The organism is Pseudomonas helleri, assembly GCF_009600315.1.
Taxonomy (GTDB): domain Bacteria; phylum Pseudomonadota; class Gammaproteobacteria; order Pseudomonadales; family Pseudomonadaceae; genus Aquipseudomonas; species Aquipseudomonas helleri_A.
Genome location: NZ_WIWC01000007.1, coordinates 55,909 through 72,276, shown reverse-complemented (window position 1 = coordinate 72,276; position 16,368 = coordinate 55,909). Strand labels below are relative to the sequence as shown.

At 57.0% G+C, this 16,368-nt stretch carries 13 protein-coding genes and 1 pseudogene; 9 read left to right on the top strand and 5 right to left on the bottom strand.

From position 1 onward, the window contains the following. The first annotated feature begins 10 nt into the window (after nt 1-10). From GHN86_RS06560 to GHN86_RS06550, 3 genes are all read left to right on the top strand, one after another. The gene (locus GHN86_RS06560; protein ID WP_153386257.1) at nt 11-3,166 is read left to right on the top strand and encodes an efflux RND transporter permease subunit; all 3,156 of its coding nucleotides are present in this window, start codon (nt 11-13) and stop codon (nt 3,164-3,166) included. Beyond that, nucleotides 3,156-4,559, top strand: a complete 1,404-nt coding sequence (locus GHN86_RS06555; protein ID WP_153386255.1) for an efflux transporter outer membrane subunit — start codon at nt 3,156-3,158, stop codon at nt 4,557-4,559. The genes GHN86_RS06560 and GHN86_RS06555 overlap by 11 nt, the downstream gene beginning before the upstream one ends. Before the next feature lie 176 nt (nt 4,560-4,735). After that, a complete protein-coding gene (locus tag GHN86_RS06550) occupies nt 4,736-5,839 on the top strand; it encodes an alkene reductase (protein WP_153378247.1) in 1,104 nt (367 codons plus the stop codon). 74 nt (nt 5,840-5,913) lie between these two features. Here GHN86_RS06550 and GHN86_RS06545 read toward each other — a convergent pair whose 3' ends face one another. The 5 genes and pseudogenes from GHN86_RS06545 to GHN86_RS06525 form a co-directional block, all read right to left on the bottom strand. Continuing rightward, nucleotides 5,914-6,834: a LysR family transcriptional regulator gene (locus GHN86_RS06545; RefSeq protein ID WP_153378246.1), complete on the bottom strand. Its 921-nt coding sequence runs from the start codon at nt 6,832-6,834 to the stop codon at nt 5,914-5,916. 129 nt (nt 6,835-6,963) lie between these two features. Then, a pseudogene (locus GHN86_RS06540) lies at nt 6,964-7,962 on the bottom strand (LLM class flavin-dependent oxidoreductase). A gap of 15 nt (nt 7,963-7,977) precedes the next feature. Next, entirely contained in the window at nt 7,978-8,457 is a 480-nt protein-coding gene (locus GHN86_RS06535) for a nuclear transport factor 2 family protein (protein ID WP_153378245.1), read from the bottom strand. 250 nt (nt 8,458-8,707) lie between these two features. Then, complete coding sequence (gene sodC / locus GHN86_RS06530) at nt 8,708-9,229, bottom strand: superoxide dismutase family protein (protein WP_153378244.1); 522 nt, start codon at nt 9,227-9,229, stop codon at nt 8,708-8,710. A gap of 109 nt (nt 9,230-9,338) precedes the next feature. Continuing rightward, nucleotides 9,339-10,292: a LysR family transcriptional regulator gene (locus GHN86_RS06525; RefSeq protein WP_153378243.1), complete on the bottom strand. Its 954-nt coding sequence runs from the start codon at nt 10,290-10,292 to the stop codon at nt 9,339-9,341. A 142-nt stretch (nt 10,293-10,434) separates the two neighbouring features. On the opposite strand from GHN86_RS06525, the gene GHN86_RS06520 reads away from it, so the two are divergent. The 6 genes from GHN86_RS06520 to GHN86_RS06495 are packed head-to-tail and all read left to right on the top strand — an operon-like array spanning nt 10,435 to nt 16,329. Further along, complete coding sequence (locus tag GHN86_RS06520) at nt 10,435-11,262, top strand: FAS1-like dehydratase domain-containing protein (RefSeq protein WP_153378242.1); 828 nt, start codon at nt 10,435-10,437, stop codon at nt 11,260-11,262. A gap of 22 nt (nt 11,263-11,284) precedes the next feature. Beyond that, a complete protein-coding gene (locus GHN86_RS06515; protein ID WP_153378241.1) occupies nt 11,285-12,448 on the top strand; it encodes an acyl-CoA dehydrogenase family protein in 1,164 nt (387 codons plus the stop codon). 44 nt (nt 12,449-12,492) lie between these two features. Beyond that, on the top strand, nt 12,493-12,885 hold the full coding sequence (locus GHN86_RS06510; RefSeq protein ID WP_153378240.1) for a VOC family protein: 393 nt from the start codon (nt 12,493-12,495) through the stop codon (nt 12,883-12,885). Next, nucleotides 12,882-14,264, top strand: a complete 1,383-nt coding sequence (locus GHN86_RS06505; protein WP_153378239.1) for an MmgE/PrpD family protein — start codon at nt 12,882-12,884, stop codon at nt 14,262-14,264. Before GHN86_RS06510 ends, GHN86_RS06505 begins: the two co-directional genes overlap by 4 nt. Beyond that, the gene (locus GHN86_RS06500; RefSeq protein ID WP_153378238.1) at nt 14,261-15,466 is read left to right on the top strand and encodes a CaiB/BaiF CoA transferase family protein; all 1,206 of its coding nucleotides are present in this window, start codon (nt 14,261-14,263) and stop codon (nt 15,464-15,466) included. The genes GHN86_RS06505 and GHN86_RS06500 overlap by 4 nt, the downstream gene beginning before the upstream one ends. Nucleotides 15,467-15,501: 35 nt before the next feature. Beyond that, nucleotides 15,502-16,329 (top strand): HpcH/HpaI aldolase/citrate lyase family protein, encoded by an 828-nt coding sequence (locus GHN86_RS06495; RefSeq protein WP_153378237.1) that lies wholly within the window; start codon nt 15,502-15,504, stop codon nt 16,327-16,329. The last annotated feature ends 39 nt before the right edge of the window (nt 16,330-16,368 follow it).

The following is a 16,368-nucleotide window of genomic DNA, read 5'->3' as shown; positions in this document are numbered from 1 at the left end:
GAGGTTGGTTATGTCACGCTTTTTTATTGATAGACCGATCTTCGCTTGGGTGATTGCGCTGGCAATCATGCTCGCCGGAGCGTTGGCCATACGTAGTTTGCCGGTCAACCAGTATCCGAATATCGCCGCCCCGGCAGTCATGATTACAGTGACGTACCCCGGCGCCTCTGCCCAGACGGTTCAAGACACTGTTCTGCAAGTCATTGAGCAGCAGCTTAATGGGTTGGATGGTTTGCGTTACATCAGTTCAGCGGCCAACAGTGATGGCAGTGTCGAGATCATCGTCACCTTTGACCAAGGAATAAACCCTGATATTGCCCAGGTTCAGGTGCAGAACAAACTGCAACTGGCTACACCGAACCTTCCACAAGAAGTCCAGCGTCAGGGTATTCGAGTGGTTAAGTACCAGGCCAACTTCATGCTCTTGGTGGGGCTGGTCTCGACAGATGGAAAGTTGAATTACGGCGACTTGGGTAACCTGGTTGTTTCCAACTTTCAGGATCCGCTGTCCCGTACTCAGGGTGTTGGGGATTTCTTTGTCTTTGGCTTTCAGAATGCCATGCGCATTTGGCTTGATCCGGCCAAGCTACATAGCTATCAGTTGATGCCCAAGGATGTGGTCGATGCCATCTCTGCACAGAACGTTCAGGTGTCTTCCGGTTCGGTAGGTGGGTTGCCGACACGCAAAGGTGTACAGCTCAGTGCCACCGTTATCGGTAAAACACGTTTCAACTCGGCTGATGAGTTTAAGGAGATTCTGGTCAAGGTGCAGCCGGATGGCTCGCAAATACGCTTGAAAGATCTAGGTGACGTGGTATTGGGCAATGAAACCTATTCCTACGATGTGAACTACAACGGTCAACCTGCCGCCGGTATTGCTTTGCGATTAGCGACAGGCGCCAACATGCTTGAGGCTGTCGATCATGTTAAAAAAACCGTAGACAGTCTCAAACTTTACTTGCCGCCCGGCGTCGAGGTTGTGTACCCGTACGATACGAGCCCGTCGGTAAAAGCGTCTATTGACTCTGTTGTCCATACCCTGTTCGAAGCCATCGTATTGGTGTTCCTGGTGATGTTTCTGTTTTTGCAGAACTTTCGCGCCACCTTGATTCCAACTTTGGCAGTGCCTGTCGTTCTGTTGGGCACCTTCGGAGTGCTATACGCCTTTGGTTTCACAATTAACGTCATGACCATGTTCGCGATGGTGCTGGCGATTGGACTGCTGGTTGACGATGCCATCGTGGTGGTCGAAAACGTTGAACGGTTGATGGAGCAGGAGAACCTGTCACCGCGCGAAGCCACTTACAAATCTATGAGTCAGATCTCGGGCGCCCTGGTGGGGATTGGTCTGGTGATCAGCGCTGTGTTTATGCCCATGGCCTTTTTCGGCGGTTCGGCCGGGATTATCTACCGCCAATTCTCGGTCACGATCATTACCGCGATGGGGCTGTCAGTACTCGTAGCGCTGATCTTCACCCCGGCACTTTGCGCGACCTTACTCAAAGCGCACGCGGAGCATGGTCAGAAAAAGCAGAAGGGCTTCTTTGCCTGGTTTAACAGGGTCTTTGACAGCAGTACCGTTCGCTACGAAGGCGTTGTTTCACGGATTCTGCGCAACCCAAAACGAACCTTTGTCGTGTACTTTTTGCTGCTGGCCGGTGTTGTACTGATGTTCCGTGATTTGCCGACCGCGTTTCTGCCCGATGAAGATCAGGGACTGCTGATTGTTCAAATCCAGACGCCGCCCAACAGCAGCGCCGAGCGCACCGAGGCAGTGCTTAATGAAGTCCGCGACTACCTGCGCGAGGATGAAAAAGAGGGGGTTGTTTCAGCGTTCTCGATCAGCGGTTACAACTTTGCGGGGCGTGGGCAGAATTCGGCTGTGATCTGGGTGCGGCTCAAACCCTTCGAAGCGCGTAAATCCAGCGAAAACAATGCCTTTTCCATCTCTAAACGCATCACCGCGTTTGCCGCCACGATCAAGGATGCCAACGTCGTTTCCATCGTTCCCCCCGCCATTATGGAGATGGGCAACGCCACCGGCTTTGATCTGTTTCTTCAGGACAACGGTGGTCGTGGACACACTGCACTGCTGCAAGCACGGGATCAGTTGATGAGCCTTGCGGCCAAAGAACCTGCGTTGGCCATTACCCGGGCCAACGGTCTGGATGATGAGGCGCAGTACCAAGTCACGATCGACGACGAAAAAGCACGCGCTCTGCAAGTCTCCATCGAGTCTATCGACAACACCATGTCGGTGGCCTGGGGGTCGACGTATGTCAATGACTTCATCGACAAGGGGCGTGTGAAAAAGGTCTACGTACAAGGGGAGATGGATGCCCGTATTTCGCCGGAAGACTTTGACAAGTGGTACGTGCGCAATGATGCCGGGCAGATGGTGCCATTCTCTTCATTCGCCACCGGTACGTGGGTTTACGGATCTCCGAAACTGGAACGTTACAGTGGTATTTCGTCCGTTGAACTCTTGGGCCAGCCTGCCGAGGGTTATAGCACCGGGGATGCAATGGCAGCAATTGAGCGTATTGCTACGCAGTTGCCGAATGGTTTTGGTGTGTCCTGGACAGGTTTGTCCTATGAGGAACGGGCCGCGGGTTCACAGGCAACTTTGTTGTATGTCATGTCGCTGATCATCGTGTTCCTTTGCCTGGCAGCCATGTATGAGAGTTGGTCAGTCCCTGTGGCGGTCATGCTGGTTGTGCCATTGGGTGTGCTCGGGGCTGTAGCCGCAACGCTTGGCCGAGGCTTGTCCAATGATGTGTTCTTCCAGGTCGGCATGCTGACCACCATGGGGCTGGCGGCGAAGAATGCCATTCTGATCGTGGAGTTTGCCAAGGATCTGTATGAGAACCATGGCCGCAGCCTGGTTGAGGCGACCACTGAGGCAGCGCGTCTGCGTCTGCGCCCGATCATCATGACCTCTATCGCATTTGTCATGGGCACTCTGCCATTGGCTCGTGCTTACGGCCCGGGCAGCGGCAGTCAGCACTCCATAGGCACCGCCGTGGTGGGCGGCACCTTGGCTGCGACGTTCCTGGCGATCTTCTTTGTGCCGCTGTTCTACGTGGCTGTCATGAAGCTGTTCAAACCCAAACAACCCGCAGTCAAACTTCAAGCCACGCGTGAAGGAGTTTCCCATGACGTTTAAACCTTTGCTGTTAGTCATGGCCATGACGTTGGCCGGTTGCAGCATGATCCCGGACTATCAGCGCCCCGAAGCTCCTATCCCGCAGGCATTTCCTCAAGGTGCTGCTTATGCGCAGCCGCAGGGCACACACACCGCGCAAATTGGCTGGCGATCATTTTTCAAAGATCCAGCACTGCATCGCTTGGTTGATCTGGCTCTTGAGAACAATCGCGACCTGCGCAAAGTCGCATTGAATGTCGCGGCCTACCGCGCTCAATACGGTATTCAAGGTTCAGCTTTGTTACCGCAGGTAGACATTGAGGGCAGTGGGGGGCGTTCACGCACACCGGCCGACCTGTCTTCGACGGGCCAACAAGGCACCGATGGCGACAACAGCTTGCAGGTTGGCCTGACCCGTTACGAGCTGGACGTATGGGGGCGCATTCGCAGCCTGGATCGTAACGCTCTGGAGACTTACCTGGCCAGCGAGGAAACCCGACGCAGCGTGCAGATCGGCTTGGTCGCTGAAGTCGCCATGGCTTACCTCAGTTGGGAAACCGATAAGCAACTGCAGGCGGTAACCCGCTCCACACTGGAAAACTACCGGCACAACCTTGAGCTGATCCAGGCCAGCAGTGAGGCCGGTACTGCATCCGATCTGGATGTTCGCCAAGCCCGGACATTGGTCGATAGTGCGCGTGGACAAGTCCAGGCCTACACCCGGCAGGTGGCTCTGGGCGCTAATGCCTTGCGGATACTTTTGGGAGCATCTATTCCAAACGGCTTGCCCGAGTCAAACCTGAACGCTCAGTTGATGGCCGACATTCCAGCCGGGCTTCCGGCAAACCTGTTACAGCAACGTCCCGACATTCGAGCTGCGGAACACCAGTTGCTCGCGGCCAACGCCAATATCGGTGCTGCTCGGGCCGCTTTTTTCCCCAGTATTACGCTGACGGCTGGCGCTGGAACGGCCAGCAGTCAACTCAGTGGGTTATTTAATGGAGGGTCGGAAGCCTGGAGCTTCATGCCTCAGATTCACTTGCCGATCTTCACCGGCGGCAGGCTCAAAGCCAGTTTGGACTACGCCAAAATCCAGAAGGACATGGGTGTGGCCAACTACGAACAGACCATTCAGGTCTCGTTCCGTGAAGTGTCCGATGCCCTTGCAGCAATGGGAACCTGGAGCGAACAGCTGAAAAGCCAACAAGACCTCGTGCGTGCTACTGATGAATACACACAGATGGCGTTGCAACGCTACGAAGAGGGGGTCGATAGCTATATGACGTTGCTGGATGCGCAGCGTCAGTTGCTCTCGGCCCGCCAGCAATTACTCAACGGTCATCTTTCCAGCCTCAGTACTCAAATACAGCTGTACAAAGCTCTGGGTGGCGGTTGGACCGAAACAAAAACCTGAATGGATCAGGCAATCCGTGCTTTGCGCCTCTGTGTGAGGCGCATGCCGGATCTCTACCTTTATTGTGGATCCATATTCCAAAATGATTGGAATTCAAGGGGGATTATCCTCCGGGAGAGACTGGGTATATTGGCTCTTACGGCGCTTCGAAGCGCTCCACTTCAGAGGCCTTCTTTATGAGTATTCTTTTTTCGCCTTATACACTTTCCGGTCTTACGTTAAGAAACCGTGTCGTTATGGCGCCGATGACGCGCGCGCGGGCGTTGAATGACATCCCCGACGATTTGACAGTGCTCTATTACCGCCAGCGGGCCAGCGCTGGGCTCATCATCAGTGAAGGTGTTCCGGTATCTATTCAGGGCCGTGGTTATCTCTTCAATCCAGGTCTTTACAACCAGGAACAGGTCGAAGGATGGAAGCACGTATCACAGGCCGTCCACGAAGAAGGTGGCCGCATTTTTGCGCAACTCTGGCACGTAGGCCGGGTGTCGCATACAACCTTGCAGCCAGACGGCGGGGCGCCTGTTTCATCGAGTCATAAACTCGCGGCTAACTCCATGGCCTATGCCTACAACGAGCAGCATGAGCCATGTCCGATCCAGGCCAGTCCTCCGCGAGCGCTTTCCATTGAGGAAATTGCGGGCGTCAAGAATGACTTTGTCCTCGCTGCTCGCAGAGCGATGGAAGCCGGTTTTGATGGCGTCGAAATTCATGGCGCAAATGGCTACTTGTTCGAACAGTTCATCAATCCAACGGTGAACGATCGCACAGACCGTTACGGCGGTTCGATCGAGAACAGAATTCGTTTGCTGCTGGAAACCATCGATGCCGTTGCCCAAGAGGTAGGCCGCGCCAAGGTAGGTGTGCGACTATCTCCATTTGGCCGTCTCTTCGACATGGCCCCATTCGACGATGAGGCTGAGACGTGGGTTGCCGTCGCGGGCGAGCTTCAAACGCGGGATATTGCCTACGTCCATTTGAGTGATCAGTTGACCATAGGCGCCGAGGGCATGCCTGAAGGCTTTGCGACGAGTTTCCGTGACACATACCGAGGCACGTTGATCGCCGCCGGTGGTTTTGATCGAGAGTCTGCAGAACGTGCCCTGGAATCCGGGGAACTGGATTTAATCGCTTTCGGTCGACCATTCATTGCGAACCCAGACTTGGTGGAACGCATGAAAAACGGCTGGCCTCTTGCAACCCCTGATCGAGCAACGTTCTACGGGAACAGCGGCGAGAAGGGCTACGTAGACTATCCAACCTATAAACCTGCCGAATAGGTACGATCTGCTCAACGAAAAAAGCGTCTCGGATTTGATCTGAGACGCTTTTTCTTGTTCCGGGCATGCGCTATTTACTCGGGCCTGAAAATGATTGAGTCCCGCTGGGCCAGTGCCAAGAGTTCATCAACGATCATTCTGATCTTTGGCTGGATGTAGCGGGTCCGAGGCCAGATGACGTGGATGGGCATCTCGGCGCCAGCGTAGCGTTCAAGAACCGCTACCAAGTCACCCCGTTCGATATAGTCCTGAACCAGCCAAGTGGGCAGTTGTGCGAGTCCTGCGCCCGCGAGTGTCATGTTGAGCAGCATTTCACCATCACCCATCTCATGTTTGACGCGTACCTCTTGCTCAACTGTCTGGCCGTTTTCATCAATCAACATCCAGGTTTTACGGGTGCCATGGCGCCAGCCTACGATGCAGTCATGTTGCAGCAGGTCATTTCGATTTTGAGGGGCAGGGTGCCGCGCCAGGTAGTCCGGGGTGGCACAGATCAACAAGCATTGACTGCCCAGTTTTCGAGCCACTATCTCCGCATCATCTTTCAAGGTTCCGATTCTGACGACCAGATCGATTCCATCGTTGACGATATCAACCAGACGCTCGCTGAAGCTGACCGAAAGGTCGAGCTTTTGGTATCGAACAGCCATTTCGATGAGGGTCGGCAAGATGTGACGTCGGCCAAAGGTCGCGGGCAGATCTACACGCAAACGACCGATAGGCTCTTGTTGACCGGTGGTAAGAAGCCCCTGGGTTTCAGCCAGTTCGTCCAGCACCCGCAAGCAACTCGCCAGATAAGTTTCCCCTTCTTGAGTGAGGATCAAACGGCGAGTTGTACGATGCAGAAGCTTGACGCCTAATCTTGCTTCCAGACGGCTCACACTTTTACCTACGGCGGAGCTGGTCACCCCGAGCTCAAGCCCGGCGGCTGTAAAACTGAGCGATTGTGCGGCGGCGACGAATTCCCGAATACCGTCAAAGGTGGTGTCAGTCATTATGGAATCCAGTTCTACAATGTATGGGATTTGCTCGGCTTAATCGCCAGATCATACAGGAATGGAATGGCATTATTCCCGCTAGCAGGAGTGGGGGAGTGGAGGCGTCTTGCTAAACGTCATTCAGAGTCACAACACCATTGCCTGGCTGATGGCGTCAATGGCGCAGAGCCGCGCCGACTCACCTGGCATCATCAAATTAATCATGACTTCATCGGTGCCATAGGCGTTGCCCAGCTCACGAAGTTGGGTAACGACCTGAGTGGCCGTTCCGGATATCAGCCTGCCTTTGTTGCGTTTACGAACAGCCAGCTCATCGGGCGACCAGTTATGGTCACGGGTTGTGGCAAGCGAAGGCACTCGCTCGAACGGGCTCGCGCTTTCTGCATAAGTGAGCCAGAGGTGGAAGGCGTCAGCGAACTCGCGGGCCTGCGCCTCGGTGTCACCGACCGCCACGAATACCGCGACGATCACCGTGGGCTCGGTGGCAAAGTCATTGCGCTTGAACGCAACGCGATAGGCCTTGGCCGCTAGCGGGCCATCGCCACTCGGGTTGATGAAGTGGGCGAAGGTGAAACCCAAGCCTGCCTGCGCAGCGATCTCTGCCGTCGCCCCGGATGCGCCCAGAACAAACGGTTGAGGCTTGCCACGTGTCTGTGGGTGGGCACGCATTCCGGCATAGGGCGAACCTGACGGGTGTCGTCCGGTCACAAAACCAAGCAGGTCGGAAACTTTTCGCGAATAGGGGATCGATTCACTTTTCTCATCGTTGAGCGCCTGACTCGTACGACGATCGGCGCCGGGTGCCCGGCCAAATCCGAGATCGATCCTGTTCGGGAAAAGCGCCTCAAGCAGTTGATAGTTCTAGGCTATTTTCAGGCTGCTGTAGTTGGGCAGCAGAACGCCCCCGGAACCTACGCGGATGGCTGTCGTCGCAGAAGCGATGCGCGACATCAGTATTTCCGGTGAGTTGCTTGCGGTGGCGGGGGCTCCATGATGCTCGGACACCCAAAACCGGTTGAATCCTTTGTCTTCCACACGCTGTGCCAGTCGCACACTGGACGCCAGCGCATCGACTGGGAGAAGACCTTCATCGACGGGTGAATAGTCCAGAATGCTCAGCTTCATGGATTTCATCACGGTTTACGCTCCTTCAGTCTGTTCAGGTGCCTGCTCTTCGCGGGTGTTGCCTGCTGGCCAGACAACTTCCAGGCGGGTGTGCGTGATGCGCCATTCGCCGTCAATACGTTTGTACTCATCTGTATAGAGGCCAAGCAGTAGCAAAGGATTCGGGTCAGGCTTTGACGCCGTTTCAAAATCAATCAAGTAGCAGCGGCCTTGTGCAGTATCTGGCCCGGTCAGCTTGACCCAGTGGTTGGTGATCGCATGCATAAAGGGATAATGGTTTCGATGATCCCGATCGTACAGTTTGAACGCCTCAGTCAACCCGACCCGTATAGCCTCGATGCCTTCCATCTTGCCGACGGTGACCTCAACGACCGCATCCGCAGAGAAGACCTGATCGAGTGCAGCAATGTTGTTGCCGTCGAGATGGTGCGCATAGAGCGTTCTGAGGTTGCGGATTTCTTCGCGATCGAGCAGCCCTTTGAGATTGATGTCCAAGGTAAATAACCTCTGTAGGTGATTAATGGTTGGCAGGGAAGCCGACAACCCCTTGGCTAACTGTAAACAGGTTCGAATAAAAGATAATCCCGGGTTTATTCCAAACATTTTGGCCTGGCAGGCTTAAATAGTCTGCTCAGTAGGCAGGCATCAGACGGGCAATTGATAGCGAAGGGCTTAAAAGCATAAAAAAAGTGATGGTCTAGCGGTAGGCGCTAATTGCAAAACGCCTACCTTGACCGTGTGACAATCAGATCACGCCGCACGCCACTCGGTCGCCACCACCACCCAGCGGCTTGGGCATATCCGAATGGTTGTCACCACCGGCATGGATCATCAGCGCGTGGCCTTTGATCTCTGAGAGGCTCTTGAGCCGCGGAGCCAGCACCGGGTAGGTGGCCATACCGTCGGCGGTCACGTACACCGCCGGCAAATCCCCCAGATGCCCGTCAGCATACGGCCCAAGATGCTTGCCGGTTTTCTGCGGATCGAAATGCCCACCGGCCGCCAGCGCAGCACCTTTGACCCCGTCTTTCTCGCCGGCTTCGCAACTGCCGTTTTCGTGCACATGGAAACCATGCACACCCACCGGCAGCGATTTCAGATTCGGCGTGAACAGTAGGCCATAGGGCGTCTCACTGATCGTTATCACACCGATGGCTTGTGGCGCACCGTCAGCGCTCACCAGATTTATGGGTACATCCTGGGATGCCGCGTGGGACGTACCCACTACGAGGGTGCCGATCAAGCCAAACCACAGAGAGCGTTTCATAGTCGATTCCTGAAGTGTACGAGCGATTTTTGAGAGGGCGAACCCTTAGACTGTAGGCAATTAACGGCCGATGAAGGGGATCGTGACGACGCACGACGACTCGTCAGTCCTAAACCCGTGGAGCAAGGGAGGCCGGCAGTGTCTGCGAAGGATCATTTTTTTCTTGAGTCGTTCCTTTGTGTTGTGCCAATAAGATGTCGATCAAGGAGCGGATCACCTTCGGCAGTGCTTGTAAATCACGCACCAGCACACTTCGCTCGCGCACGCGCCAGGCCTCGTCGAGCTCGATGACTGAAAGGCCCATGGTCTGTTGATGTCGGCGTGCCGATGACTCAGGAAGAATGGCCAGGCCGACACCTGCTTCGACCATCCGGCACATCGCTTCGAAGCTATAGACCTTGATACGCATGTTCAGCGTATTGCCGTGCAGGGCGACCTGCTCACTCAAAAAACGCAACAGGGTGGTGCCTTCGTGCAACCCAATGTGCGGATAGGCCAGGGTTTCTGCCAACTTGATGGATTTGCGCCGGGCCAGAGGATGATCGAGGGACGTCACCAGTACCAACTGGTCGGTACTGAAGTGTATGACCTGCAAGCTGTCGGCCTCTACCGGGCCGGCAATGATGCCCATGTCTGAAGAACCATCCATCACGCCACGCACTATGTCGCGACTCAATCGCTCCTGCAGATCAACGGTCACACCTGGACGTTCGGCGAGAAAACCGGCGAGGATTTCGGGGAGAAACTCAGTGGCTGCGGTGGTATTGGCAAAGATTCTGATATGCCCTGAGGACTCAGTGCCGTACTCGGTGAACTCGCTTTTCATGTAGTCCACCTGGCGCATGATCACGCGCGCATGGTGCAAGAACAGTTCGCCCGCGGGTGTAAGTTCAACGCCCCGGCTGTCACGGTAGAGCAGGCGGCTGGCGAGGTTGTCTTCCAGGTTCTTGATCCGGGCACTGGCCGCGGCCGGGGAAATGAATGCCTTGCGCGCCCCCTGAGTCAGGCTGGGGGATTCGGCAATATGGATAAACAGACGCAGGTCGACGAGATCAAAGTGCATGGTTGATTTTCCTGGACATGAATCTGGTTGCAGGACTCCAGTGTTAACCAAAACCGAACGCCCCCTAACGCAAACGCAGATTCACAGATCGCTGCGTATTTGGCAATCATGTCCAAAATAACAAGCCACGGGGTAATCACCGATGAGCGATAACGCACTGTCCGCCTGGATCGGGCGCACTGAACAAATCCATGATCAGCTGAGCCTGAACCTGGTCAACCGCATCGCGGCCACCCTGGGTGAGCAGGCGCCTCAGGCTGGCGAACCCTTGCCAGCGCTGTGGCAGTGGTGTTTCTTCCAACCAGCGGTGGAGGGCAGCGGTCTGGGCGACGATGGTCATCCGGCCCGGGGAGGTTTTCTGCCACCCGCCGATAACTGCAACCGCATGTGGGCCGGCGGCCGCATCGAGTTTCACACGCCGCTCAAGGTCGGCGCTCAAGCTACGCGGGTTTCCACCATCACCGATGTCCAGCAAAAGCACGGCAAGACTGGCGCTCTGTTGTTTGTCACTGTCCAGCATGACTATCTTCAGGACGGGCAATTGGCGATGCGCGAAGAGCAGGACATCGTTTACCGCGAGCCCACCCCTCCCAAGCTCGCGAGCGGTGATCCATTGCCCGAGGGCGCCTGGCAGGAATCTGTCACTCCCACCCCCACCTTGTTGTTCCGTTACTCGGCAGTGACCTTCAACGGTCACCGCATCCATTACGACTGGCCCTACGCCACCGACACCGAAGGCTATCCGGGGTTGGTGGTTCACGGCCCGCTCATGGCCACGCTCAGTCTGCGGGCTTTCTGCCGAGCCAATCCGGCTGCCCGCCTGCGGCGTTTCGCCTATCGCGGCGTTCGCCCGTTGATTGCGCCCCATCCTTTTGCGCTGGGCGGCCGGGTTGTCGCTGCGGGCAAGGCCGAATTGTGGGTGGGTAATGCCGAGGGTGTGGCCCAAAAGGGCGAAGTGACCTTCGACTGAACAATGACAATAAGGATCTGCAATGAATCCGTATCTGAACGAAGACTACAACGCTATTCGCGAGGGTGTGCGCGCCCTGTGTGCCGAGTTCCCGGCGGAGTACTGGCGCAGGATTGATGAAGAAAAGGGTTTTCCCGAAGCGTTTGTTAGCGCCATGACAACGGCTGGCTGGCTGTCGGCGATGATTCCTGAACAGTACGGTGGCTCTGGCCTGGGGCTGGCAGAGGCGTCGGTGATCCTGGAAGAGGTCAACCACTGCGGTGGTAACTCCGGCACCGTGCATGGCCAGATGTACAACATGTTTACCTTGCTGCGCCACGGCAGTGAAGAACAGAAAAATTATTACCTGCCCAAACTCGCCAGCGGCGAATTGCGCCTGCAGTCCATGGGCGTGACGGAGCCGTCCACCGGCACCGACACCACTAAAATCAAGACCACGGCGGTGCGTCAGGGCGATGAGTACGTCATCAACGGGCAGAAGGTCTGGATCTCTCGGGTGCAGCACTCGGACCTGATGATCCTGCTGGCGCGCACCACACCGTTGGCGCAGGTGGAGAAAAAAGTCGATGGCATGTCGATCTTTCTGGTCGACTTGCGCGAAGCCATCGGTAACGGTCTGACCGTGCAGCCGATTGCCAACATGGTCAATCACGAAACCAACGAGCTGTTTTTCGACAACCTGATAATTCCCGCCAGCAGCTTGATCGGTCAAGAAGGCAAGGGCTTTCGCTACATACTCGACGGGCTCAACGCCGAACGTACGCTGATCGCCGCCGAGTGCATTGGTGACGGCCGCTGGTTCAATGAGAAGTCCGCACAGTACGCCCGTGAGCGGGTGGTGTTCGGCCGCCCGATCGGGCAGAACCAGGGTGTGCAGTTTCCGATTGCCCAAGCCCACATCGAGCTTGAAGCCGCCGACCTGATGCGCTGGCGGGCCTGTGAAGAGTACGACAGCGGGCGCAGCGCTGGCGCGGCGGCCAACATGGCCAAGTACCTGGCGGCTAAAGCCAGCTGGGAAGCGGCTAATGCGTGCCTGCAGACCCACGGCGGTTTCGGTTTTGCCAATGAGTACGACGTGGAGCGCAAGTTCCGCGAGACCCGTCTGTACCAGGTGGCGCCTATTTCCACGAATCTGATCCTGTCGTACGTCGCCGAGCACCTGCTCGAACTGCCGCGTTCATTTTAAGTATTGATCCGGATTCACGTCCCAAGCCTCAACGGAGATTGAACATGCAGATCAGCCATCTCGACCATCTGGTACTGACGGTGCGTGATATTCCCAGGAGTCTGGACTTTTACAGCCGTGTGCTGGGCATGCAGCCGGTGGTGTTTGGTCAGGGGCGCCATGCCCTGTCGTTCGGCCAGCAGAAAATCAACTTGCATCAAGCAGGTGCCGAGTTCGAACCCAAGGCAACGCATCCACTGCCGGGGTCGGCCGATCTGTGTTTCATCGTCAACGACCGACTGGACAGCGTTATCGAGCACTTGCACGGCCACGGCGTGAACATTTTGGAAGGGCCAGTCATGCGTACGGGAGCCCAGGGGCCGATCCGCTCGATCTACCTGCTCGATCCGGACCTCAATTTGATCGAACTTTCGAATCCCATGGAGACCGCTTCATGAGTCAGCACACTCAAGCGCTCACTGAGTTTTTGGCCAGCCTGCACTATGAGCAGTTGCCCGAAGCTGTTATCTGCCGTACCGAAGAGCTGTTTCTTGACTGGTTGGGCTCTGCCTTGGCCAGTCAGGGTTTACATCCGATCCCGTTGTTTGAGCGTTATGCGGCACTGATGGGCCCGGCCAGTGGACCGGCCACACTTCTGGTCAGCGGCAAGACCAGCTCCGCGTATTTCGCTGCGCTGGTCAACGGTGCCAGCTCGCATCTGGTGGAGCAAGATGACCTGCACAACAGTTCCGTGCTGCATCCGGCGACTGTGGTGTTCCCGGCGGTTCTGGCCGCTGCCCAGGACCTTGGCAAGTCCGGCCGCGAACTGATCGTTGCGGCAGTCGCCGGTTACGAAGCTGGTATTCGTATAGGCGAGTTCCTCGGTCGTTCGCATTACCGCATTTTTCACACCACGGGCACGGTCGGCACCCTGGCGGCAGCCGTGGGCGTGGGCAAGTTGATGGATTTCAATCAGGAGCAGTTCACCCATCTGCTCGGCACCGCGGGCACACAGGCGGCGGGGCTGTGGGAGTTTTTGCGCGATGCAGCAGACTCCAAGCAGCTGCACACCGCCAAGGCGGCAGCAGATGGTCTGTTGGCCGCCTACCTGACCGCAGAAGGACTGAGCGGCGCGAAAAACATTCTTGAAGGTGAACAGGGCATGGCGGCCGGAATGTCCAGCGATGCCAATCCAGCTTGTCTTTGCGACAGTCTGGGCAGCCGCTGGGCACTGATTGAAACATCGTTCAAGTTTCACGCCTCGTGCCGCCACACGCACCCGGCGGCGGATGCCCTGCTGGAGGTGATGCAGCGCGAGAACCTGAGGGCCGAAGACATTGCCCGCGTAATCACGCGGGTCCATCAGGGAGCCATCGACGTGTTGGGCCGTGTGCGGGAGCCACAGACCGTCCATCAGGCCAAGTTTTCCATGGGTACCGTGCTGGGCCTGATCGCCGTTTACGGCAAGGCCGGATTGACCGAGTTCCATCAGCATGCGCTGACCGATTCACGCATTGGTGACTTTCGCAGCAAGGTACACATGGTGCTCGACGAGCACGTTGACGCGGCCTATCCGCAGCGCTGGCTGGGCCGTGTCGAAGTGACCACGGTTCAAGGGCGGACGCTGTACGGCAGCATCGATGAGCCCAAGGGCGATCCGGGCAACACCCTGAGCCGCAGCGAGCTTGAAGACAAGTTTCGCCGCCTGCTGGCCTTCTCGGGCGCGTGCAACGACGAACAGGCGACTGGGCTTGTCGAGCGGGTCTGGCACTTGCGGCATTTGGACGATATGGGCGTGCTGACTGGCGCCGTAACTTCTACGGAGGCTGCATCATGAACGACAGCGCATCCAAGCCCCGCCCACTGGACGGCATTACCGTCGTCAGTCTTGAGCACGCCATCGCGGCGCCATTTTGCACCCGTCAATTGGCCGATCTGGGGGCGCGGGTGATCAAGATCGAACGCCCGGGCTCCGGTGATTTTGCCCGTGACTATGACGAGCGGGTCAATGGCCTGGCCTCGCACTTCGTGTGGACCAACCGCTCCAAGGAAAGCCTGACCCTGAACGTTAAACAGCCGGACGCGGGAGAGGTGCTCGACAAGCTGCTGGCCACGGCTGATGTTCTGGTTCAGAACCTGGCGCCGGGAGCCGCCCAGCGCATGGGGCTGTCTTTTGAAGCCCTGCATGAGCGTTTCCCCAGGTTGATCGTCTGCGATATTTCGGGCTACGGGGAGGGCGGACCCTACGAACAGAAAAAGGCGTACGACCTGCTGATCCAGAGCGAAGGCGGCTTTTTGTCCGTTACCGGCGGGCCGGGCGAAAACGACATGGCCAAAGCCGGTTGCTCGATTGCCGACATCGCGGCGGGGATGTACGCATACACCGGTGTGCTCTCGGCGTTACTGTTGCGTGACAAGACCGGGGAGGGCAGCCGTATTGATGTTTCGATGCTGGAAAGCCTGGTGGAATGGATGAATTACCCGATGTATTACGCCTATGACGGTGCCGCCCCACCTCCGCGAGCCGGTGCTGCCCACGCCACAATCTATCCCTACGGGCCGTTTCCAACAGGGGATGGTGGTACGGTGATGCTTGGCTTGCAGAACGAACGTGAATGGCAGCAGTTCTGCAACAAGGTGTTGCTGCAGCCTAAGCTGGCGCACGACATACGCTTTAATGCAAATGTACGGCGCTCGGACAATCGTGCTGAGCTGCGGGCCATCATCGTTGAGGAATTTGCCCGCATGAGTGCCGATGAAGTTATCGCACGGCTCGACGCGGCGTCGATTGCCAACGCCCATGTCAACGACATGGCAGGGGTCTGGGCCCATCCGCAACTTAAGGCCCGTGATCGCTGGCGCGAGGTGGACAGTCCGGCCGGCAAGCTACCAGCATTGCTGCCACCGGGTCGCAATGTCGCTTTTGAACCACGAATGGATGCAGTGCCGCATTTGGGCGAGCACACCGACAGCCTGCTCAGTGAGCTGGGCTACGGGGCAATGGACATCCAGCGCCTTCATCAACAAGGAGCGGTGTGAGGCTAGCGCCTCGCACCTGGGCACGGAGCACTTTGATGAACAGAACAATCATTCGTTCAGCGCTGTTTGTACCGGCAACCCGCCCCGAGCGCATTGCCAAGGCACTGGCAAGCGGCGCCGATGCGGTCATCGTCGATCTTGAAGACGCCGTCGCAGAAAACCTCAAGGTTCAGGCACGGGCCAATCTGGACGCTTTTCTTGATGCCAACCCTCAAGCTCGGATACTGGTGCGTATCAATGCGCCGCAGCATGAGCAACAGGCGGCCGATCTGGACTTATGCCGTCGCCAGCCGGGGGTAGTGGCGGTCGTGCTGCCCAAGGCCGAAAGTGCTGCGCAGGTAGAGCTGGCTGCGGCGTGCGCCAAACCCGTTTGGCCAATCATCGAAAGTGCCAGAGGCTTGCTTGAGTTACCGGCCATCGCCCGGGCAGCCGGGATCGAGCGCTTGACGTTCGGTGCGCTGGACCTTGGCCTGGATATGGGCTTTAGCAGCACCAGCGCCGCAGCGCAGCGAATTCTCGATCAAGCCCGCTACACCATTTTGCTGCACAGCCGACTGGTAGCGCTGGCGCCGCCGCTGGACAGCGTATTTGCAGATATTAAAAACATCGAAGGCATGACCCAAATGGCCGCCGATGCAAGGGATATGGGCTTTGGCGGCCTGCTGTGCATCCACCCCAGTCAGGTTGCACTGATTCACGACACTTACATGCCCGGTCATGAAGAGCTGGACCGAGCCCGACGAATTCTGTCTGCGGTTGAGTCGGCTGACGGGGTATTCGTGGTTGACGGGCAGATGGTCGACGCTCCGGTGATCGAACATGCACGGCGAATAGTGCGTCGGGCGGGTTCTGCGTCAGCCTGATTCAAGCAGCAACACCAGGCACTACCAAACTTATAACAA

Bases quoted from the DNA above. Each gene is read 5' to 3' on its own strand.
- GHN86_RS06560 (WP_153386257.1), top strand. From the start codon at position 11: ATGTCACGCTTTTTTATTGATAGACCGATCTTCGCTTGGGTGATTGCG.
- GHN86_RS06555 (WP_153386255.1), top strand. From the start codon at position 3,156: ATGACGTTTAAACCTTTGCTGTTAGTCATGGCCATGACGTTGGCCGGT.
- GHN86_RS06550 (WP_153378247.1), top strand. From the start codon at position 4,736: ATGAGTATTCTTTTTTCGCCTTATACACTTTCCGGTCTTACGTTAAGA.
- GHN86_RS06545 (WP_153378246.1), bottom strand. From the start codon at position 6,834: ATGACTGACACCACCTTTGACGGTATTCGGGAATTCGTCGCCGCCGCA.
- sodC (WP_153378244.1), bottom strand. From the start codon at position 9,229: ATGAAACGCTCTCTGTGGTTTGGCTTGATCGGCACCCTCGTAGTGGGT.
- GHN86_RS06525 (WP_153378243.1), bottom strand. From the start codon at position 10,292: ATGCACTTTGATCTCGTCGACCTGCGTCTGTTTATCCATATTGCCGAA.
- GHN86_RS06520 (WP_153378242.1), top strand. From the start codon at position 10,435: ATGAGCGATAACGCACTGTCCGCCTGGATCGGGCGCACTGAACAAATC.
- GHN86_RS06515 (WP_153378241.1), top strand. From the start codon at position 11,285: ATGAATCCGTATCTGAACGAAGACTACAACGCTATTCGCGAGGGTGTG.
- GHN86_RS06510 (WP_153378240.1), top strand. From the start codon at position 12,493: ATGCAGATCAGCCATCTCGACCATCTGGTACTGACGGTGCGTGATATT.
- GHN86_RS06505 (WP_153378239.1), top strand. From the start codon at position 12,882: ATGAGTCAGCACACTCAAGCGCTCACTGAGTTTTTGGCCAGCCTGCAC.
- GHN86_RS06500 (WP_153378238.1), top strand. From the start codon at position 14,261: ATGAACGACAGCGCATCCAAGCCCCGCCCACTGGACGGCATTACCGTC.
- GHN86_RS06495 (WP_153378237.1), top strand. From the start codon at position 15,502: ATGAACAGAACAATCATTCGTTCAGCGCTGTTTGTACCGGCAACCCGC.